This window comes from Halomonas sp. H10-9-1, assembly GCF_040147005.1.
Lineage (GTDB): Bacteria > Pseudomonadota > Gammaproteobacteria > Pseudomonadales > Halomonadaceae > Halomonas.
On the sequence record NZ_JAMSHO010000001.1, the window covers coordinates 2702536 to 2723523 of the forward strand.

Annotated in this window: 16 protein-coding genes; 6 read left to right on the plus strand and 10 right to left on the minus strand. The window is 68.0% G+C overall.

Annotated features, from left to right (window positions below):
- Window positions 1-21: 21 nt before the first annotated feature.
- The 10 genes from NFH66_RS12410 to doeA all read right to left on the minus strand — a co-directional run bounded on the left by NFH66_RS12410 (window position 22) and on the right by doeA (window position 14673).
- Complete coding sequence (locus tag NFH66_RS12410; RefSeq protein ID WP_349610539.1) at window positions 22-1497, minus strand: NfeD family protein; 1476 nt, start codon at window positions 1495-1497, stop codon at window positions 22-24.
- Window positions 1498-1798: 301 nt separating this feature from the next.
- Window positions 1799-3226 (minus strand): aminotransferase, encoded by a 1428-nt coding sequence (locus tag NFH66_RS12415; RefSeq protein ID WP_349610540.1) that lies wholly within the window; start codon window positions 3224-3226, stop codon window positions 1799-1801.
- Between the two features lie 213 nt (window positions 3227-3439).
- Window positions 3440-4939: an NAD-dependent succinate-semialdehyde dehydrogenase gene (locus NFH66_RS12420; protein ID WP_349610541.1), complete on the minus strand. Its 1500-nt coding sequence runs from the start codon at window positions 4937-4939 to the stop codon at window positions 3440-3442.
- Between the two features lie 209 nt (window positions 4940-5148).
- The gene (locus NFH66_RS12425; protein ID WP_349610542.1) at window positions 5149-7929 is read right to left on the minus strand and encodes an aminotransferase class I/II-fold pyridoxal phosphate-dependent enzyme; all 2781 of its coding nucleotides are present in this window, start codon (window positions 7927-7929) and stop codon (window positions 5149-5151) included.
- Window positions 7930-7983: 54 nt separating this feature from the next.
- Window positions 7984-8985, minus strand: coding sequence for a C45 family autoproteolytic acyltransferase/hydrolase (locus tag NFH66_RS12430; protein WP_349610543.1), 1002 nt, complete (start codon window positions 8983-8985; stop codon window positions 7984-7986).
- Between the two features lie 31 nt (window positions 8986-9016).
- Window positions 9017-10615 carry a biotin carboxylase gene (locus tag NFH66_RS12435; protein WP_349610544.1) on the minus strand — a complete coding sequence of 533 codons (1599 nt, stop codon included), beginning with the start codon at window positions 10613-10615 and terminating at the stop codon, window positions 9017-9019.
- Between the two features lie 24 nt (window positions 10616-10639).
- Window positions 10640-11509, minus strand: coding sequence for a carbon-nitrogen hydrolase family protein (locus NFH66_RS12440; RefSeq protein ID WP_349610545.1), 870 nt, complete (start codon window positions 11507-11509; stop codon window positions 10640-10642).
- A 175-nt stretch (window positions 11510-11684) separates the two neighbouring features.
- Window positions 11685-12161: an Lrp/AsnC family transcriptional regulator gene (locus NFH66_RS12445; RefSeq protein WP_349610546.1), complete on the minus strand. Its 477-nt coding sequence runs from the start codon at window positions 12159-12161 to the stop codon at window positions 11685-11687.
- Window positions 12162-12177: 16 nt separating this feature from the next.
- Window positions 12178-13191, minus strand: a complete 1014-nt coding sequence (gene doeB, locus NFH66_RS12450; protein WP_349610547.1) for a N(2)-acetyl-L-2,4-diaminobutanoate deacetylase DoeB — start codon at window positions 13189-13191, stop codon at window positions 12178-12180.
- A gap of 282 nt (window positions 13192-13473) precedes the next feature.
- The gene (gene doeA, locus NFH66_RS12455; protein ID WP_349610548.1) at window positions 13474-14673 is read right to left on the minus strand and encodes an ectoine hydrolase DoeA; all 1200 of its coding nucleotides are present in this window, start codon (window positions 14671-14673) and stop codon (window positions 13474-13476) included.
- 276 nt (window positions 14674-14949) lie between these two features.
- Between doeA and NFH66_RS12460 the strand changes: the two genes are divergently transcribed.
- The 6 genes from NFH66_RS12460 (at window position 14950) to NFH66_RS12485 (ending at window position 20859) form a co-directional block, all read left to right on the plus strand.
- Window positions 14950-15885, plus strand: a complete 936-nt coding sequence (locus NFH66_RS12460; protein ID WP_349610549.1) for a 2-hydroxyacid dehydrogenase — start codon at window positions 14950-14952, stop codon at window positions 15883-15885.
- Window positions 15886-16108: 223 nt separating this feature from the next.
- Complete coding sequence (locus tag NFH66_RS12465) at window positions 16109-16813, plus strand: hypothetical protein (protein ID WP_349610550.1); 705 nt, start codon at window positions 16109-16111, stop codon at window positions 16811-16813.
- Window positions 16814-16901: 88 nt separating this feature from the next.
- A complete protein-coding gene (locus NFH66_RS12470) occupies window positions 16902-17828 on the plus strand; it encodes a LysO family transporter (RefSeq protein ID WP_349610551.1) in 927 nt (308 codons plus the stop codon).
- Window positions 17829-17927: 99 nt separating this feature from the next.
- Complete coding sequence (locus tag NFH66_RS12475; RefSeq protein WP_349610552.1) at window positions 17928-19364, plus strand: ATP-binding protein; 1437 nt, start codon at window positions 17928-17930, stop codon at window positions 19362-19364.
- Complete coding sequence (locus NFH66_RS12480) at window positions 19361-20074, plus strand: response regulator (protein WP_349610553.1); 714 nt, start codon at window positions 19361-19363, stop codon at window positions 20072-20074. The genes NFH66_RS12475 and NFH66_RS12480 overlap by 4 nt, the downstream gene beginning before the upstream one ends.
- Before the next feature lie 92 nt (window positions 20075-20166).
- Window positions 20167-20859, plus strand: coding sequence for a hypothetical protein (locus NFH66_RS12485; protein WP_349610554.1), 693 nt, complete (start codon window positions 20167-20169; stop codon window positions 20857-20859).
- The last annotated feature ends 129 nt before the right edge of the window (window positions 20860-20988 follow it).

Sequence of the window (20988 nt, forward strand, 5' to 3'; positions counted from 1 at the left end):
GCTGCCGTCTCCCCGCTTGCCTTACCCGGATGACGCCAGCGGCGCCACTTCCAGGGTCAGGCCGTCCACCGCGACAACCCGCACCGCCTGGTTCCGGGCCACCGGCTCGTCGCTGCGGGCGTTCCAGCGCTCGCCCATCAGGCGCACGTGGCCACTGCCGGTGAAGTCCTCCAGCGCCACCGCCGCGTGGCCGATCAGTTCTTCCTGCCCGGTGCGGGCACGCCGACGGCGCAGGCCAGTGAAGCGCAGCATGACCCATAGCATCAGCGCCGAGGCGATCAGCGCCACCCCGCCGATCAGTGGCAACGAGAGTCTCAGGTTCTCCGCGTCCATCAGTATCACCGATCCGATCACGAAGGCGGCAATGCCGCCGATACCGAGGATGCCGAAGCTGGGCATCAGCGCCTCGCCCACGATCAGCGCCAGCCCCACCAGGATCAGCGCCAGCCCCGCATAGTTCACCGACAGCACCTGGAAGGCAAACAGCGCCAGCAGCAGGCAGATGATGCCGATGGTACCCGGCACCAGGCTGCCCGGGTTGGAGAGCTCGAAGATCAGCCCGTAGAAGCCGATGATCATCAGGAAATAGGCGACGTTGGGGTCGGTGATCACCGCCAGCAGTTGGGTGCGCCAGTCGGGATCGAAGCGTTCGATGGCCAGCCCCGCGGTGGACAGGCTGCGCTCGCCGTCGTCCATCACCACCGTGCGCCCGTCGATCCGGGCGAGCAGTTCATCGAGGTCGCGGGCCACCACATCGATGACGTTCTCCTCGAGTGCCTCCTCGGCGGTAAGGTTGACCGCCTCGCGTACCGCCGCCTCGGCCCAGTCGGCGTTGCGGCCGTGACGCTCGGCCAGGCTGCGGATGTAGGCCACGGCGTCCTCGAGCACCTTGCGCTCCATGGCGGTCTCGCCGCGGCGCCTGGCCGGCGCCTGATCGGCCTGCTCCTCCGCCGGGGCCGCCTCGCCCTCGCCCGCCGGGTCGTCGCCATCCTCGCTGCCCGCCTCCTGTGTCTCGGGTTCGGGGTCGGCGTCACCCAGCCCCGGCAGCCCGCCGCCTCCGCCCAGCTGCACCGGGGTGGCCGAGCCGAGGTGGGTGGCCGGCGCCATGGCGGCGACATGGCTGGCGTAGAGCAGGTAGGTGCCGGCGCTGGCCGCCCGGGCACCGGCCGGCATGACGTGGATCGCCACCGGCACCGCGGAGGCGAGCATATCGCGGATCATGTCGCGCATGGCGGCGTCCAGGCCACCTGGGGTATCCATCTCTACTACCACCAGCTCCGCCTCCGCCTCGGCGGCACGCGCCAGGCCGCGGCGAAAGTAGTCGGCGGTAGCGGGGCCGATGGCGCCCTCCAGGTGCATCACCAGCGCACTGCGTGACTCGCCCTGCTGGGCCTGCACCGCGGCCTGGCCCGCCAGCATCAACACGCCCAACGCCAGGCAGGCGAGGCTGAACAGCAGCAGGCGGTGCCCGGTGAGGGCGCTACGACTTGGCATCATGATGGTCATCCCTGCGGCTCCCCTCGACGAGTGGGGGTCTCCTGACGTGAGAGTCCCGGCGCGCCGCCGGGTTCAGTGCGCGATGCACCGGCTGGCTACTCTCTTGCCCTGCCCACTTGCCCTGCCCACTTGCCCTGCCCACACAGAGGCCCCGCGAGCGTGAGCTCGCGGGGCCTCGTGTTTCCCTACCGTGCCAGCCGAGCCGCTCGACCAGGACGTCGAGGTCGGTGGCGGTGAGGTCGCCGCGGGATAGGCCCGCGGCGATGAGGCGGCCCGAAGGCCGCGTGGGGTGAGCGCCGGATCAGGCGACAGGTGCGGCCACCGCCTTGAGGGCGCCCTCGCGCACCAGCTCGTCGGTGACGCGATCCACGGCGCGGCGGGCGCGGGCGACGATCTCGTCGACCTGGTCGCGGGTGGCGATCAGCGGCGGCGCGAAGCCGAGGATGTCGCCCTGGGGCATGGCGCGGGCGATCAGGTTCTCGTCGAGAGCCGCGGCGGAGATGCGCGGGCCCACCTTGAGCGCCGGGTCGAAGTGTGCGCGTTTCTCCGGGTTGGCGGAGAACTCCAGCGCCGCCAGCATGCCCACCCCACGCACGTCGCCGACGATGGGATGGTCGCCGAAGGCGTCGGCCATGGCCTGCTGCAGGTAGGCGCCGGTATCGCGCGAGTTCTCGGTCAGCCGCTCGCGCTCGATGATCTCGAGATTGGCCAGCGCCGCGGCACAGCCCAGGGCGTGTCCGGAGTAGGTCCAGCCGTGGCCGATGGGGCCATGCTCGCCGGTGCCCTGCTCCAGCACCTGCCACACGCGGTCACCGACGATGACCCCGGAGAGCGGCTGATAGGCGCTGGTCAGGCCCTTGGCCACGGTCATCAGGTCGGGCCGGATGGCGTAGTGGTGGCTGCCGAAGTCGGCGCCGATACGCCCGAAGCCGCACACCACCTCGTCGGCGATCAACAGCACGTCGTACTTGGTGAGCACCGCCTGGATCGCCTCCCAGTAGCCTTCCGGGGGCGGCACGATGCCGCCGGTACCCAGCACCGGCTCGCCGATGAAGGCGGCCACGGTCTCCGGGCCCTCGGCCAGGATCATCGCCTCGAGCCTGGCGGCACAGTGAGCCGAGAACTCGCGCTCGCTCATGCCCTCCAGCTCGGCGGCACGCTGGTAGTAGAACGGCGCCTCGGTGTGCAGGATACCCTCGATGGGCAGGTCGAACTGGTCGTGGAACGCCTTGAGACCGGTGAGCGAGCCGGTGGCCAGGCCCGAGCCGTGGTAGCCGCGCATGCGCGAGATCACTTTCTTCTTCTGCGGGCGACCGAGCACGTTGTTGTAGTAGCGCACGAGCTTGAGCTGGGTCTCGTTGGCGTCACTGCCACCCAGGCCGTAATAGACCTTGGACATGCCGGGCCCGGCGAGCTCGATGATCTTCTCGGAGAGGGCGATCTGCGGCTCGTTGGAGTGGCCCACGTAGGTGTGGTAGTAGGAGAGCTCCAGGGCCTGCTGGTAGATGGCCTCCGCCACCTCGGTGCGCCCATAGCCGATGTTGACGCAGTACAGGCCTGCGAAGCCGTCGATGAACTCGCGGCCATCCTTGTCGCGGATGGTGATGCCCTGACCGCCGGTGATCACGCGGCCCGGGGCGTCGCCGTGGGCGAAATCGCGCAGGTGGCTGGAGGCGTGGAAGGTGACCTTGCGGTCGCGGTCGATCAGGTCCTGGTGCTGCTGGCTCATATCGTTCTCTCTGTTAGCAAGACTCCCCGGCATCCCGCCGGGGAGAAGGTACAACGAATCGGTTACAAACAACGGTGACTATCGCTGTAGGAGGGAGGCTCCGCCTCGCGACTGGCGCCGCAGGCGCCCTGATGCACCCTCCGGCGCAGGAGGCACTGCCAGGCGCCTATCGGCGCCGTCGCCCGGGGAACCCGGCCTCCTACCGTATTACTCTCAGCTGCCGGAGACGGAGCCCAGGGCACCCAGGCAGTAGTACTTGGTCTCCAGGTACTCGTCGATGCCGGTGATGCCGCCCTCGCGGCCCAGGCCCGACTGCTTGACGCCGCCGAAGGGTACCGGGGGACCGGTCATCTTCACCGAGTTGACGCTGACCATGCCGTACTCCAGGGCCCGCAGCAGCTTCCAGATGCGGCGGATATCGTGGGTGTAGAGGTAGGCCGCCAGGCCGTACTCGGTGTCGTTGGCCATCTCGATGACCTGGTCGTCGTCGGCGTAGGCGGTGATCCCGGCCACCGGCGCGAAGCTCTCCTCGTGCCAGATCTTCATGTCACGGGTCACCCCGGTCAACAGGGTGGGCATGAAGAAGTTCTCGCCCGGCGCCTGGCGCTGGTCGCCGGCCACCAGGGTCGCACCCTTCGCGATGGCATCATCGACGATGGCCGCGGCCTTCTCCACTGCCTGGCGGTGGATCAGCGGGCCCAGGTCGATCTCGCTGTCCAGGCCATTGCCCACGGTCAGCGCCGCCATGCGCTCGGCGAAGTGTTCGACGAAGGCGTCATGGATCGACTCGTGGACCAGGATGCGGTCCGCGGCGAGGCAGTCCTGGCCGGCGGTCTGGAACTTGGCCGCCACCGCGGCGAAGGCCGCCTCCCGGGGATCCATATCCGGGCCGACGATAAAGGGGGCGTTGCCACCCAGCTCCAGCGAGACGCGCTTGACGGTGTTGGCGCTCTGCTCCAGCAGCAGCCGGCCGACCCGGGTGGAGCCGGTGAAGGAGAGCGCCTTGACGCGATCCTCGGCACACAGGATCTTCGACACCTCGGCGGGCTCGCCCAGCACCACATTGAAGACCCCGGCGGGGATCCCGGCGCGCTCGGCGAGCTCGGCCAGCGCCAGCGCCGAGAACGGGGTCTCGCCGGCGGGCTTGACGATCACCGGGCAGCCGGCGGCCATGGCGGCGGCGGCCTTGCGGGTGATCATCGCCAGCGGGAAGTTCCACGGGGTGATCAGCGCGGCGATGCCCACCGGCTCCTTGATGGTACCCAGGGCGGCGTTGGGGATGTGGCTGGGGATGGTCTCGCCGAAGGTCCGCTTGCCCTCCTCGGCGAACCAGCGCACGAAGCTGGCGCCATACTCCACCTCGCCGCGGGCGTCGGGCAGCGGCTTGCCCTGCTCCAGGGTCATGATGGTGGCCAGGTCCTCGCGGTTGGCCTGCAGCAGGTCGTACCAGGCCAGCAGGCGCTCGCAGCGCTCGTCGGCACGCAGGGCGCGCCAGTGCACGAAGGCGGCCTCGGCGGCGTCCACGGCGGCACGAATCTGGTCCGCCTCGAGCCACGGGATATGCCCGATCACCTCGCCGGTGGCGGGATCGATCACGGCCTCCTCGCGGCCACCGTCGCCGTGGGTCCACTTGCCGTCGACATAGGCGTACTGACGGAACAGACGCGGATCGTCGAGCATGGTGGACAGCGTCCTGGACAGCTTCATGTTCATGCGGCACCTCCCCTGAGCACTGGCCGGATTGACGTGGTGGGCCAGTACGAAAGAAACGGGCGAGCCGCCTGCGGGCGGCTCGATGAGGACATGGTAGGGGAGATGGCGCGGCGGGAGTTTTCGTTAGCCGACGAGGCGAATGGGCTTTTTTTCGTCCTCGTCGGCGTGACGCGAAGTTTTTCTGTGGCCCTCGCGCCTGGCAGGGCGGGTCAGCCCGCCGCGGGGTCGACCAGCGCGGCCTCGGTGAACACCAGCAAGCCCAGCTCCGGGCGGTAGCCATGGATCTCCTTGACGTCCAGGGCCTGCAGGAAGGCGAGGATCTCCTCGCTGATCACCTGGCCCGGCACCAGCACCGGGAAGCCCGGCGGATAGGGGATCACGAAGCTTGCCGAGACCACGTCGCGCCCGGCGCGCATCTCGGCCTGCAGCGCACCGTTGTCGAAGCGCAGGTATTCGGTGTTCTCCTCGTCGTAGGCGAGGAAGTAGGCGCGGCGGATGTCGCCCTGGGGCGTGTCGGCGCACTGGCGGAAGGCGTCGTGGAAGCGGCTGAAGTCGGGCAGCGGCGGCAGCTCCTGGGTCAGGGAGTGTACGCGGTGCTCGATGATCTTGCGCTCCGGCCGACTGCTCTCCTCCCAGCGCGCCTCGAACTCCTTGGCGAGCTTGATCAGCACGTCGAGCAGGTAGGCGATGGCGCCCCGGGAGGTGCCGATGTTGGTCATGAACAGCACGGTGTTGCGCGAGGTCTTATTGATCTGGATGCCGTACTTGTTCATCAGGTACTCGTTCTTGAAGGCGTCGCCGTCCACCCCGGTGGCGCCGATGGCGATGGTCACCCGGGTCGGGTCGACCACGAACTCGTCCCGCGCCCAGGCCTCCTCCATCTGGTTCCAGCCGGTCACCGGGTCGTAGTAGGACTCCACCCCCGATTCACGGTACTCGGCGGGCACCATGTCGCTGTTCTTGAGCACCCGGAAGTACTTCTGCAGCAGCGGATGGGTGTAGAGCTGCTCGCGCAGCGACAGCGCCGCCTCCACCTGGGCATGGACCAGCTCGAAGCCCTCCATCTCCGCCTGCATCCGGCCCACGTCCAGCGAGGCGAGGATCTGGTAGTTGGGCGAAGTGGAGGTGTGGGTCATGTAGGCCTCGTGGAAGGGGGCCTCCACGCGCTGCCGGAAGTCCTGGTCGTAGACGTGGATCATCGAGCCCTGCCGCAGCGAGGTCAGGGTCTTGTGGGTGGAGTGGGTGGCGTAGGCGCGGATGCGCACCGCGTCGGGGTCCGGCAGCAGCCGGCGCTCCAGCCAGGTGGCGTCGTCGTCCGGGTCGAGGGCATCGAATTCCGCCTTCCAGGCGGCGTACTCTTCGCGGTAGGCCTCGCTGCGGTAGCGATCGCGCAGGGTGCGCGCGGCATGCATGGCGGTGCGCGGCCGGTAGGTGGGGTTGAAGCTGGCGAAGGCGAACCACGCCTCGTCCCACAGGAACACCAGGTCGGGCTTGATCGCCAGGCACTCCTCCATCACCCGGCGCACGTTGTAGACCACGCCGTCGAAGGTGCAGTTGGTGAGCAGCAGCATCTTGACCTTGTCGAGCTCGCCGGCGCGCTTGTAGGCAAGCAGGGTCTTCTTGATCTCGTGCAGCGGCACCGCGCCGTACATGGAATAGTCGTTGAGCGGATAGGAGTCCAGGTAGCTGACATGGGCGCCGGCCAGCACCATGCCGTAGTGGTGCGACTTGTGGCAGTCGCGGTCGATCAGCACGATGTCGCGGGGCTTGACCAGTGCCTGCACTACGATCTTGTTGGCGGTGGAGGTGCCGTTGGTGACGAAGAAGCTCTGGCGTGCGCCGAAGGCCCGGGCGGCATACTCCTGGGCCTTCTTGATCGGCCCGAAGGGTTGCAGCAGCGAGTCGAGCCCGCCGGAGGTGGCCGAGGTCTCGGCCAGGAAGATGTTGATGCCGTAGAAGTCGATCATGTGGCCCGCCCAGTGGGAGCGGGTCACCGACTTGCCCCGCGAGATGGGCATGGCGTGGAAGACCCCGGTGGGCTTCTTGCTGTACTCGCGCAGGGCATCGAAGAAGGGGGTGCGGTAACGGTTGTCGATGGCCCGCAGGATGGTGTGGTGCTGCTCGATGTAGTCGGTCTCGCGGTAGAAGATCCGGTTGAAGTGGCGGATGTCGCGGCTGGCGGTGGCCTCGACGTCGCCGCTGGTGACCAGGAACTGGTCGATCTCCGGGCGCAGCTCGTGGATCATCGAGCTGAGCAGGATACTGCGGTCGGCCTCGGACTGGTTCTCCAGCTCCTGCTCGGAGAGCCCCTCGAGGTAGTTGCGCAGCGCGCTCAGGTTGTACTTCGACTTGTAGGGGAACTCGTAGCGGATCAGGCAGGCCTGGATGTTGGGGTTGACCAGCACCGCGATCAGGGCGTCCTCGAAGCTACGCACCGTGACCACGTCGTAGACGAAGCGATCCTCCGGGCGACGCATGTTGTGGAAGGCCTCGCGCACCACCTCCTCCTCCTGGGGGGAGAGGTTGTCGACGATCAGCAGCTCGAAGTAGGGCTGGGCCGAGCTGTTGGAGGCCGGGTGGCCGCGGCGCAACTGGTTGAGGGCGTCGAGGGTCTCGAGGTCCTCGGCATCACCGTCGGTCTCGCTGAGGTCGACGTGACGCCGGCGGTAGGACTCGCTGATCAGCGCCCGAACCAGGCGCTTGACCACCTTCTCCAGCAGCGAGTACTCCTCGCGGTCGAACAGCGACCATAGATGCCGGAAGTCCTCCTTGGAGGGAAAGGCTTGGTAGTCCTCGATGATCTCCAGGCGGGTGAGCTTGACGTCGATCGCCTTGACCAGGGTCCGCGCCCGGGCAGTGTCGGCGGGCTGCCTGATCAGTTGGCCCAGGTCACGATTCAGAGCGTTCCAGGTATCGGCACGCAGCTGGGAGATCTTGTGATAGAAGCCCAGGGCGGTGTAGGGCGTCTCGGTAGGACTCGTCTCGTGCATGGCAAAACCCTTGCATGATGGTTGTCGTTGTCATTACCGGGTCATCACTGGCGGTCACCCGCCGAGCCGTTCGCGTACGCCGTAGCGCACGGTGACCCACTCCTCGGGGAAGTGGTCGAAGCCGAGGTCCAGGTCGAGGCCCGGCCAGTGGTAGCGCACGCGCCCCTCGGCGGGACGGTAGAACGCGGTATAGACGGTCCCCAGTCCCCGGCGATAGTCGTGGCGAAACAACGGCGGTGCCTTGAAGGCCGCCTCCAGCCGCGCCACGTCGGTGGCCTCGTCGTCCACCAGTATGGATAGCTGTCGCTCGCGGATCAGGGTCTCCGAAGCCAGGGCGTGTGCATACCACTCGATCCTCTTCTGATGGTTGGTGGCCACCGGTACCCGGCGGATACTGGCACGCCGGTCCGGGCCGATCATCGCCGTGACGTAGCGTCCCGCGGCATCGGCCACGGTGATGTTGTAGGCCATGTGGGTGGGCACCCGGGCCAGCACCTCGGCGGCCTCGGGCACCGTATCGCAGAACTCCAGCAGGTAACGCAGGATGATCGGCGCGCCGAAGCCGTCGCCCACCGCCTTGCGCCCGCCGAAGGCCAGCGACACGGCCAGCCCCCCATCGTTCATACCGTCGAGCACCCCCCACAGGCAGTCCGTCATGGCGATCACCCGCCGTTCGTTCCAGCGGGTCAGCAGGATGGAGCCCTCGCACAGCTCCGGCGGGTAGTCGTAGTTGCGCGCCAGCAGGGTCTCCTCGGCACGCGCCAGCACCGCCTGGGAGCAACCAGTGATATAGGGGGGCGGCTGGTAGAGGCTCAGGAAGCGCGCGGCGAGGTCGCCGCCGCCCGCCAGGTCGCACAGAGTGCGATAGGTGGGCAGCAGCTCCGGCATGTGCCGCCGCAGGGCGTTGAGGCAGGCCAGGTAGCCGGGGCGCTCGCGCTCCCCCTCGGCCAGGTACCAGGCCTCGTAGGCGGGCCAGTGGGTGTCGAACAGCGACCGCCACTTGGGCCCCGGCACGGCCTCGCTCAGGCTGCGGAAGTGCAGCGTCTTGTCATCCATCACGCATCCAGCCACCAAGGGCACGCCGCCCTCACAGGATCTTGAAGTTGCCGCCGCCCACGGCGTGGCTCACGGCGACCTCCTCCACCACCGGGTCCTGCAGCGACTGCCCGGCGTACTGGCCGCGGATGCCGTCGATCCAGGCCTTGGCGCGCTCGTTGAGCTGGAAGTCGTCGTCCATCAGCCGGCCGCGGGTGATCAGGATGCCCAGGTCGGCGCCCTCGTAGCGGAAGTCCCCGGCGCCGCTGATGCGCAGGAAGAAGCCCTCCTGTTCACTCTCGGCGGCGTGGGGGTGGTAGCTGTAGTGGTCGTAGGTGATGCCGCCGTCGGCGCCCATCCTCCACACCCCGGTGCGCGGCGCGGCGGTCAGCAGATCGACGCTCTCGTCGGTGTGCTTGATCACCAGCTGGCTCCAGCTGTCGACACTCTCGGGGTGGGACCAGCGCTCGTTGATCTCGTCGATGTCGAGGTCGAAGTCGACGTCGGAGAACTCCAGCAGGTGGAACAGGAACAGCGGGATATCGGAGTGGGCGAAGGCGGCCACGTTGGTCAGCGAGCTGGCCCCGGTCACCCGCGGGTTGAGCTCGCCCAGGTAGACCTCTCCGTTATCCATGTCGATCAGGAAGTCGAGCTCGAAGTAGCCGCGATAGCCCTCCTCGCGCAGCGCCTCGCCGAACTGGAAGGTGTACTCCCGGGCCTTGTCGCGGATCTCCTGGGTGAAGGCGCCGGCGAACATCTCGTTGCCGCACCAGCCGCCCTTGTAGGGGGTCAGAGACTTGAAGCCGACCAGCTCGGTCATCAGCGGCCCCACCACGGTGCCGCAGCGGGTGGCGCAGGCCTCGATGGCCGAGCCGCGGCAGTTGATGCGCTTCATGATCTTGACCTCGGCCTCGGCCTCGATCTCCTCGGCGTGCTTGTAGTAGTCCTCCTCGCTGGCGATGAAGAAGGTGGTGTGGCCGGAGTCGCCGAAGGCGGTCTGCACCACCAGGTCGTCACCCAGCTCGCGGCTCACCTCGCAGAGCTCCTGGTAGCTGCCGACCTTCGCCAGCACGTTGGGCACGCTGGGCACGCCGGCCTTGTTGCCGATGCGCACCGTCTCGATCTTGTTGTCCATGCGGCTGCGCAGCGCCGCCGGCGGGAAGGCGATGCGCAGGCCGAGCTGCTCGCACACCTCCTCAGTGTGCTCGTCGAACATCAGGAAGGCCGCGGTGCCCGCCTTCTCGCCGTCGGCCCGGGACTGGATGAAGTCGATCACCTCCTTGTGCTCTAGGAGGTAGTTGTTGATGTCCTCGATGCTCTCGAAGTCGCGGGGAAACTTCTCCTTGGGCACGAAGACGTTGCGCTGCTGCCCCTCGAAGCAGTCGATGTAGTTGATGTGCCGGAAGTTGCCCACCCAGTCGCCGATGCCGAGCAGGTTGAAGTTGGTCGCCGAGATGAAGTAGATCGGCTCCTTGTTGTTGAGGAAGTGGCGGCGGACGTCGGCGATGCTGGTGATCTTGTTCATTGTGGTCGCTCCAACGGTGGTGTTTCGGGCGGCATCCGCCGCCACGGCATCTCGGGGGGAGGGGCGTTCCGCGGAGCCCCCGCGGCCAAGCAGCCGGCACAGGGTGCGCTTCAGGGACTCCAGCATGGCATGGCCCTCCGGGTGGGGATGTCAGTACTCCTCGATATCGGCGCGCTGGGGCTTGGCCAGAGGCCCCAGGGTGTCGAGGAAGGGCGACGACCCGGTCTCGCTGCGGTAGAGCGAGAAGTCGACGGCCCGATCGCGGAAGCTCTTGAGCGGCTGGCCCAGTCCGCGCAGGCCGGTTTCGCGCTCGCGTCGCACGCGGTTCAGGTCCACCTCGATGGGCATGACCTCTTCGCCGGTGCCCGCCTGGTGGATGACGTCCCCGGAGGGGCCGACCACGATGGAGCGGCCGTTGCCGATGGCGCCGGCACCGTTGATATCGAAGAAGTAGCACTGGTTGACCGCGGCATTGGTGCGCGCGATGGAGAGCTCGATATCGCGGTCGATGGTGTCAGTCATGGTCGGATGCAGGATCACCTCGGCGCCCATGGCAGCCAGGGTGCGGGTGGTCTCCGGGAACCACATGTCATAGCAGATCGAGACCCCGAAGCGCGCCACGTTGGGCACGTCGAAGACCACGAACTCACTGCCGCTCTCCACCCCCGCCTCATAGGGCCGGAAGGGGAACATCTTGCGGTAACGGGCCACCACCTGGCCGTGAGGGTTGATCACCGACAGGGTATTGAAGATGCCGTCGTCGGTCTGCTCGAACATCGAGCCCGGGATCAACCAGATGCGATGCTGCTCGGCGATCTGGCAGAACAGCTGCTCGGCATGGCTGGGGAACGGCTGGGCATGGTGTGGCGAGGCCCCCATGGGCATCAGCTCGCTGAACAGGACCATCTGCACCTGGGGAAAACGGCTCATCAGCACGTCGATCCGGTGACGCATGGCCTCGGTATTGTCGCCGTGGTGGAGAGCATGCATTTGCACCCCGGCAATGGTGAAGTAGGACATCGTCGTCTCTCTCGTCAGGCGATCCTGGTATTGCGTGGGCACTGCATCTCGTCCGGCTATTCGCGGTGCCGGATAGATCGCCCGGCCAGTGGGCTTTCGCCCACCCCATTAGTTACCAGCTTAGCCAGCAGTCGTCCAGCGCCCTTCAACGGTCTACTCGCGCAGAGGCGCGGATTCAGCCGACAAAGTCGTCGCGGGAGAAGCCCGGGACGGGGCGCTTGACGCTCTTGGTGACGATATAGGTGAAGTAGCGCTCGATGCCGGCATCGCCGGTGAGCCAGGCGTCGATCAGGCGCTGGTAGGCATCGATGGAGTCGGCCTCCACCTTGATCAGGTAATCGACGCCACCGCCCACGGCGACGCACTCGGTGACCTCGGGGGTCTCCTGGACCAGTGCCTCGAAGCGGGCGAAGCTCTCGGCGTTGTGGGCCTTGAGCTCGATCTGCACCCACACCGGGGTGCGCCGCACCAGCGCCGTGGCGTTGATGCGGGCGCTGTAGCCCTCGATGATGCCGGCCTTCTCCAGGCGGCGCACCCGCTCCCAGCAGGGGCTGACCGAGAGGTTGATCGCCTCGGCCAGCCTGGACTTGGTGATGCGGCCGTCATGGGAGAGGATCTCGAGGATCTTCAGGTCGTAGCGGTCGAGTTTCATCGCGTTGCCGGCCGCCTCAACCCAGGGAGTCGACGATATCGGCGATCACCGCGATGGTGTCGCCCATGTTGACCAGCGCCGGATGGCGCCTTGCCGCCAGCACGCCGCCGCGCGCCGCGCGGTACTCCACCGGGGCAGTGCCGCTACGGGTCATGTCGTAGACCCGGGCCACCACCTCGCCCTTCTCGACCCGCTCGCCCAGGGCGTGGCAGAGCTCCAGCACGCCGGAGTGTTCGCTCTGCACGTAGCAGCTGGCATCGGGCATGTCGAGGTAGACCTGGGGCTCGGCCGGCATCTCCACCTCGCCCTGGAGCAGGCCATAGTGGATCAGGAAGTTGCGCACGCCGCGCTCGGTGATGGCCATGCTCTCCGGGGTGGAGGTGCCGCCGCCGCCGAGCTCGGTGGCCACGAAGACCTTGCCCTGGCTCTCCACCGCGGTGTCGAACAGCGCGGCGGCGTCGAGTTCGAACATCATCATGGCGTAGGGGGCGCCGAAGGCCTTGGCGCCCTCCAGGGCCTGGCGCTGCTGCTCGGGGTCGTCGAGCACGTGGGAGGCGCCGAAGGGGATGATGTCCAGGGTGCGCCCGCCGGAGTGCAGGTCGAGCACCACGTCGCACATCGGCACCATCACCCGGGTGAAGTAGTCGGCGATCTTCTCGGTCACGCTGCCGTCGGGGTCGCCGGGGAAGCTGCGATTGAGGTTGCCACCGTCGAGCCCCGAGGTACGCTTGCCGGCCATCACCGCAGGGGTGTTCATGCAGGGCACGATGATCACCCGGCCCGTGACCTCCTCGGCCTTGAGCTCGCTCGACAGCTTGAGCAACGAGGTGATGCCCTCGTACTCGTCGCCGTGGTTGCCGCCGGTGAGCAGCGCGGTGGGGCCCTCGCCGTTCCTGACCACGGTGACCGGGATCATCACCGCCCCCCAGGCGGAGTCGTCCACCGAGATGGGCAGCTTGAGGAAGCCGTGCTGGACGCCATCGGCGTCGAAGTCGACGGTGGCGCTGATGGGGCTGGGACGCTTGGTCATGGTGTACCACTCCTTGTTCTCATATGGCATCGGCATGGTGGGCTTGATGCCACTCGGGGCTGATCTGGCGGCAGATCTTCGAGGGGGCGCTGTTAACCCATCCATGGGCGCTACCGACGCCCTGCGGCGCTCTCGCATCCTGCTCCGCTTGCAGGACCGGTGCTGGCCATCCTTGGCCAGCCCGTTCGGAGCAGTGCTCCTCACCCCTGGCGTAGGACCCCCTCTACGATCTGCCGCCAGCGCCCCTCGTTGTTCATTGCAGCAATCTTGGATTCTGTATGTTCAGCGCACGAAGAGCTGACGCGGGAAGTCGGCCAGGGTCTCGCAACCGGTCTCGGTGATCAGGATGCTCTCGGTGATCTCCAGGCCCCAGTCGTCCTCCCACAGGCCCGGCATGAAGTGGAAGGTCATGCCCGGCTGCAGGATGGTCTCGTCGGAGGGACGCAGGCTCATGGTGCGCTCGCCCCAGTCCGGCGGATAGCTGATGCCGATGGGGTAGCCGCAGCGGGCGCCGCCGCGGTCGAAGCCGTACTTGTCCATGGCGGCCCCCAGCGCCATGGCGATGTCCGCGGTGCGGTTGCCCGGCTTGGCCACCGCCAGGCCGTTCTCGATGCCCTCGAGCAGCGCCGACTCGGCGCGCACGAACTCCACCGGCGGCCGGCCCAGGAAGACCGTCCGTGACATCGGCGCATGGTAGCGCTTGTAGACTCCGGCGATCTCGAAGAAGGTCCCCTCCCCCTGGCGAAACGGCGTGTCGTCCCAGGTCAGGTGGGGCGCGGCAGCGTCCTTGCCGGTGGGCAGCATCGGTACGATGGCCGGATAGTCGCCGCCGAACACCTGGCCGCGCTCGTCGCGCCACCCCTCGATCGCCACCCGGTAGATCTCCGAGACCAGCTTGCTCTTGGGCAGACCGGGCTCGATCACCTCGAGGATCCGCGAGTGCATCCCCTCGACGATCTTCGCCGCCACGCGCATGTACTCGATCTCCTGGGGGGACTTGATGGCACGGCACCAGTTGACCAGGCCATTGGCATCCATGAAGCGCGCGTGGGGCAGCTCGCGCAGCAGGCTCTGGTAGGCCTTGGCCGAGAAGTAGTAGTTGTCCATCTCCATGCCCACCACGCCCTGGTGCCAGCCGCGATCGGGCATGATCGACTGGGCCAGGTACTCCATGGGGTGCATGTCGGGATTCTGGACGTAATAGTCCGGGTAGTAGGTGATGTTGTCCGCATCGATCCAGCAGGTGCGCAACGCCCCGTTGGCATCCATGCGCCGGCCATACCACACCGGCTCACCCTCCAGACCGACCAGCACGCACTGGTGCACATAGAACGACCAGCCGTCATAGCCGGTGAGCCAGGCCATGTTGGAGGGGTCGCTGACGATCAGCACATCGATACCCCGACTCGCCATCTCGGCGCGGACCTTCCACAGCCGGGTGGCATATTCCTCACGAGTGAAGGGCAGGTTTACCTGGGTCATTGGGCCACTCGCCAAAGCAACATCAAGAAAATGGCCCTCTCGACGAGGAGAAGGCCGGGGCCAGGGTCACGATCACTGTCGAATGCCTGAACGGCCACGAACCACGGGCCGCTCAGTTGCACCAGGCAGTGGGGAGGACTCCCATAGCGGGAGGTTACTGCCAACCCACGGTAGCTGGTCAAGCATTTCCTGATGAGAAAGATGCCGGGGCCACGGGCTTGTTCGCGAGACCCAGGCCCGGGATGATGGATCCATCGCGCGCCCCCAGGAGGAAACATGAAGGTACTGGTCCATATCAACGATGCCGAACGCTGGCAGGAGGCCCTCGCCACGCGCCTGCCCGAGGCCGAGATCTTCACCAGTGCAGCGCCGGCCGACAAGCGTCGCGAGGCGGATTACCTGGCCGCGTGGAAGCCCCCCGCAACACTGCTGCGCGAACCCGTGGCCCTCAAGGGCATCGTCAACCTGGGCGCCGGGGTGGACGCCCTGCTCAACAACCCCGGGCTGCCCGCGAACGTGCCCATCGTCAAGCTGCGCGATGCCGGCATGGCGCAGCCCATCGGCGACTACGTGCGCTACGGCCTGCTGCACTTCCAGCGCGACTTCGACCGCTACCGTCGCCAGCAGCACGCCCGACAGTGGCGCGAGCACGCCCCGCTGGACAAGGCCGACTGGCCGGTGGGGGTGCTGGGGCTCGGCGCCATCGGCGCCAGGGTCGCGGCCATGATCGCCGCCGATGGCTTTCCGGTGCACGGCTGGAGCCGCTCGCCCAAGACGCTGCCCGGCATCCACTGCCACCACGGCGATGCTGGCCTCGAGGCCCTGCTCGGCCGGGTGAAGAGCCTGGTGTTGCTGCTGCCCGACACCCCGGCCACGCGCCACATCATCGACGCCGAGGCCCTGGCCCGGCTGCCCGAGGGCGCCAGCCTGATCAACCCCGGCCGCGGCACCCTGATCGACGAGGCGGCGCTGCTGGCCGCACTCGGCAACAGCGCGGCAGAGGGACGCCTGCGCGGCGCGCTGCTCGATGCCTTCCCCGAGGAGCCGTTGCCCGCGGCGAGCCCGCTGTGGTCGCATCCACGGGTCTGGGTGACTCCGCACATGGCCGGGCCGACCCCCCTGGAGGCGGCGCTGGACCAGGTGGCCGAGGCGCTGCGCGCCTTCGAGTCTGGCGAGCCGCTGGACGCGGTGGATCCCACGGCCGGCTACTGAAGCACGGCTCGTCTCCTCGGGTGCGCCGGCGCTCGCTCTGCCCTCGAGCGGCTGACGACCATGCCTGCCAACAGTGGGAGAAATGTGGCATCGTCGGGTAATGGGGAACCTCCGGGCAGGCACTGGCCTCACACACCACGGGCCATGTCGGTCCAACCGGTTCCCGCGACGGAGAGCGACCATGCCCAAGCGAGCCCCCCTGTGGCCTCGGCCCAGAGGCCTGATGGCCCGTTTCATTTCCTGGCTGCTCGTCTGCTTGCCGCTGATGGCAGTGGCCGATGCACCGGCAGCGCCGGGACCCTTGCAGCGCAGCGCAGAGAACCGCGGGGCCACCGCCTCGGTTGCGCCGCGCCCTTTCACCGCGCGCTATCGCCTGGAGGTCAAGGGCTGGCCTGCGGCCTATGTCGACCATCGGCTCTCCCGCGAAGGCGACTACTGGGAGAGCCTGATGGAAACCGGCATCCGCGTCGCCAGCGGCAGTGAACGCAGCCGCTTCCTGCTGGAGAATGGGGACATCCAGGCCCTCTACTACGCCAGCGGCTATATGCTGCTCGGGGTGGGCGACAGCTACAGCCTCTCCAGTGACAACCTGACACACCTGCCGGACCGCCAGACGGCACTCTTCGCGCTCTCGCGACGCATCATCGCTGGTGACTGCGCCGCCAGCGCCTGCGATATCGGCTACCTGGATCACAAGGGGCGCGAGGAGGCCCTCAGGGTCCGAGCCCAGGGTCGCTCGCGGATCACCCTGCCCGCGGGCACCTTCGAGGCACTGACGGTGGAGGCCAGGGAGGCCGACAAGCCCGATCGTCGCCTGGTGTTCCACTTCCACCCCGAGGTGCCGGGCCTGCTGCTCGCGGTCGACTACCAGCGTGGTGACGAACGGCGCAGCCACCTGGCACTCAGCGAACTCAGCGTGCAGGAGTAGCCAGCCGCTTGGGAAGGCCCTCGGCGGCTGCTAGAGTAACCGCTTTCCAGGCCCGCCCCACGGCGGCCACAGAGGGAAGGGAGTCTCCATGCTGAGCGGCCTGCTGATCGTGCTGCTGCCCCTGGTGCTGGGTTACCTGGTGCCGGTGCGTCACCCCGCCGTGCTGACGGCGATCAACCGAGGGGTCAACGCCTCGGTCTATCTCATCCTGCTGCTGATGGGGTTCGGCCTGGCCGGCCTCGAGAACCTCGCCGGCCAGCTGTCGCGCATGGGCGGACAGGCGCTGACGCTGTTCGTGCTGACCTCGGCCTGCAACCTGGCGGGATTGTGGTGGCTGTCATGCCGCCTGAAGCTTGCCGCCGACCCCTCGCGCGTGGTGCCCGGTGCGCCGACCAGCAAGCTCGCCGCCATGGCCGGCTCCCTGGGCCTGGTGGGGGTCGTGCTGCTCGGCGTGACGCTCGGCCTAGCCGCCGGATGGTTATCGGCGGCACCGCTCCACGCCATGGCCGAGACCCTCGCCGAATGGGTGCTCTATGTCCTGCTGGCATTGATCGGCTGCCAGCTACGCAACTCCGGGATGCCGCTGCGCCAGATCCTGCTCAACCCTCACGGCCTGGCCATCGCCCTGACCCTGGCCGCCACCTCGCTCATCGGCGGCCTGCTTGCCGCGCCGCTGCTCGGGCTGCGCTGGAACGAGGGGCTGGCCATGGCCGCCGGCTTCGGTTGGTACTCGCTGTCGGGCATCCTGGTAGGCGATGCCCTGGGGCCGGCGCTGGGCGCCGTTGCCTTCTTCAACGACCTGACCCGTGAGCTGGTCGCCTTCGTGCTGATCCCACTGGTGATCCGGCGACACGCGGCCCTGGCCATCGGTTACGGCGGTGCCACCTCGATGGATTTCACTCTGCCGGTGATCCAGCAGCATGGCGGAGTCGGCTGCGTGCCGGTAGCGGTGGTCTCGGGCTTCCTGCTCTCGCTGCTCTCGCCGCCCCTGATCCTCTTCCTGCTGACGTTGTGAGCCGCGCCTTGCACCCGACTTGCACATTCGCTGACCATTGGCTGCATCGCGACGCGCTACGCTGGCGAACCATCCCTATCCTACCGCGGCGAGACGCCCATGCGCCTGACCCTGCCCCGCCCCGCCATCTCCCGGCTGGGCATCAAGTTGTTCGCGGTGATCCTGGTGGTCAATGTGGCCATCTCCGGCCTGGTATTCTTGGCGGTATCGAGAAGTCTCGACCAGGGCTTCCTCGACTACCTGGACAAGACCCAGACCCAGCGTGCCGAGACCCTCGCCGCGGGACTCGCCGAGGAGTGGTCGCAACGCAGCGACTGGCAGTGGCTGCGCGCCTCGCCCCGCGCCTGGCACCGTCTGGTCCGTCACCAGCTATGGCCCGGCGCCGGGCCGGCACCGATGGGCATCGAGCGCCAGCTCGGCGATCCCAAGGATTTCGTGCTTCACGATGCCCAGGGGCTGCCGGTGATCGGCCTGCCACCGGACGGTGACGAAGAGGCCGCCACCCTTCACTGGCTACCCATCGAGCACCGGGGCGAGCGCGTCGGCACCCTCGGCTATCGCCCGCCGGAACAACTGATGGCCCGCATGGAGCGGGTCTTCCTTACCCGCCAGCAGCGTAACCTGGGCATCATCATCGGTGCCCTGGGCCTGGCTTCGCTGCTGTTGGCCGGCGGTCTCTCCTGGTGGCTGGGACGACGCACCCGGGGCATGGCGCTGGCCACTCGGCGCCTTACCGAAGGCGACTACGGCACTCGCCTGCCGGAGCACGGCCGCGATGAACTGTCGCGGCTCTCGCGCGACTTCAACGTGCTGGCCGCCACCCTGGAGGCGAGCCGCGAGGCGCGCAGTCGCTGGGTCTCGGACATCGCCCATGAGCTGCGCACCCCATTGGCGGTGCTGCGCGGCGAGATCGAGGCGATGCAGGACGGCATCCGCCGCCTGGATCACGAGAGCCTGCACTCGCTCTCCCAGGAGGTGGAGCAGCTCGAGCGCCTGGTCGCCGACCTGCGGCTGCTCTCCCAGAGCGACGCCGGCGCCCTGGAGGTCCAGCTGGCGCCGCTGAACCTCGCCGACAGCCTGCGCCAGCGCCTCGACGAGGCCAGCGGCTGGCTGGACGATAGCGGCCTCACCCTGGAGGGCACGATCCCCGAGGTGGCCTGGATCCGCGGCGACGCCAGCCGCCTGCGGCAGCTGTGGAGCAACCTGCTGGACAACACCTGCGCCTATACGCGCCCCCCCGGCCGGCTGAGCGTAAGCCTTGAGAGCAGCGCCGACGGCGTCCGCATCCTCTGGGATGACAGCGCGCCGGGTGTCCCGGCGGCCCAACTGTCACGACTCACCGAACGGCTCTACCGGGTCGAGGGCTCGCGCAGCCGGGCCAGCGGTGGCAGTGGCCTGGGACTCTCCATCGCCACCGCCCTGGTCAAGGCCCACGGCGGCGAAATGACGGCTGCCGCCTCGCCGCTCGGTGGGTTACGCTGGGTCCTGCGTTTCCCACCACTCGATGACACCACGCCCTTGGAGGAGTCCGCATGACCCAGGCAGAGCACCCCCAGCGCATCCTGATCGTCGAGGATGAACCCAAGATCGCCCGGCTGGTGGCCGACTACCTGGCCGGCAACGGCTTCGAACCTCACCACCTGGATCACGGTGACAGCGTGCTGCCGTGGCTGGAGGAGACCCGCCAGACCGGGAAGGGGCCGGCGCTGGTGCTGCTCGACCTGATGCTGCCCGGCACCGACGGGCTCACCCTGTGCCGCGAGATCCGCCAGCGCTGGCCGGCCCTGCCGATGATCATGCTTACCGCCCGGGTCGAGGAAGTCGACCGCCTGCTGGGCCTCGAACTCGGCGCCGATGACTACATCTGCAAGCCGTTCAGTCCCCGCGAGGTGGTCGCCCGGGTCAAGGCGGTGCTGCGCCGCGGCCAGTTGGCCAGCAAGCCAGACGCCGCCAGCAGCGACCTGGTGCTGGACGAGGAGGGCTGGCGAGCCCTGGCCGACGGCCACGACCTGGGGCTCACCGCCGTGGAGTTCCAGTTGCTCAAGGTGATGATGCATGCCCCGGGGCGGATCTTCTCCCGCGGCCAGCTGATGGACCACATGTACCGCGACCACCGCATCGTCTCCGAGCGTACCGTCGACAGCCACGTCAAGAAGCTGCGCCGCAAGATCGCCGAAACCTGGCCGGAGCGCGAGGTGATCCGTTCCGTCTACGGGGTTGGCTACAAGTACCAGCCCGAGGAGTGAACTGCACCACCTTTGCACCTTCACTGCATGGCCCTTGCACGCCGGCAACACACAATGGCAATCGTCCACTCATGAAGAACAGGAGTTTCCCCATGCAGACCCGACTCTCTCGCCGGATCCTTGCCCCCGCCCTCCTCGCCATCGCCATCGCCCCGCTGGCGCTTCAGGCCACCGCCGCACCCGGCGACAACGAGCGCGCCGGGCAGCGCCAGCAGTGGCAGGAGGCCCGCGCCGAACACCATGCCGAGAGGCGTGCGGCACTCTTCGAGCGCGCCGACCTCGACGCCGAGACCCGCGAGGCGCTGGAAAACGCCTACCACGAGCATCGCGAGGCCATGGCCGAGTTGCGCGAGACGCATCGCGACCATGTCGCCGAGCTGCTCAGCGATGACCAGCAGGCCGCCCTCGACGAGGCCCGCCGCGAGATGCGCGAGGAGTATCGCAACACGCAAAGGCCGCATCGCGCCAAGGCCCTGCAGCAACACATGACCGAGATGGTCGACGGCTGGGACCTCTCCGCTGAGGAGCGCGAGGCCCTGCGCGAGCTGCGCCAGTCCCACTACGCCGATATGACCGAACTGCGCAACCGCGACTTCGACTCCCGCGAGGAGCGCCGCGAGGCCTACCAGGCGCTGCGCGACGAGCATCGCGAGGCCCTCGCCGAGGTGCTCAGCGTGGAGCAGATCGAGGAGATGGAGCGCATCGCCCGCGAGGCCTATGGCCAGCGCGGTGGCCACGGCGATGACCGGCGTGGCGGCAGGGGCGGCGACTGCGCCGAGGACTGACCGCGCCTCGACCACCGACTGCGCCTGCGACTGCGACAACGCCCGGCCCCGTGCCGGGCGTTGTCGTGTTCGAGCGGGCTAGCCTGCGACATAAGGAGCCTTGCGGCATCGCAACACCAGGGCGTAGCG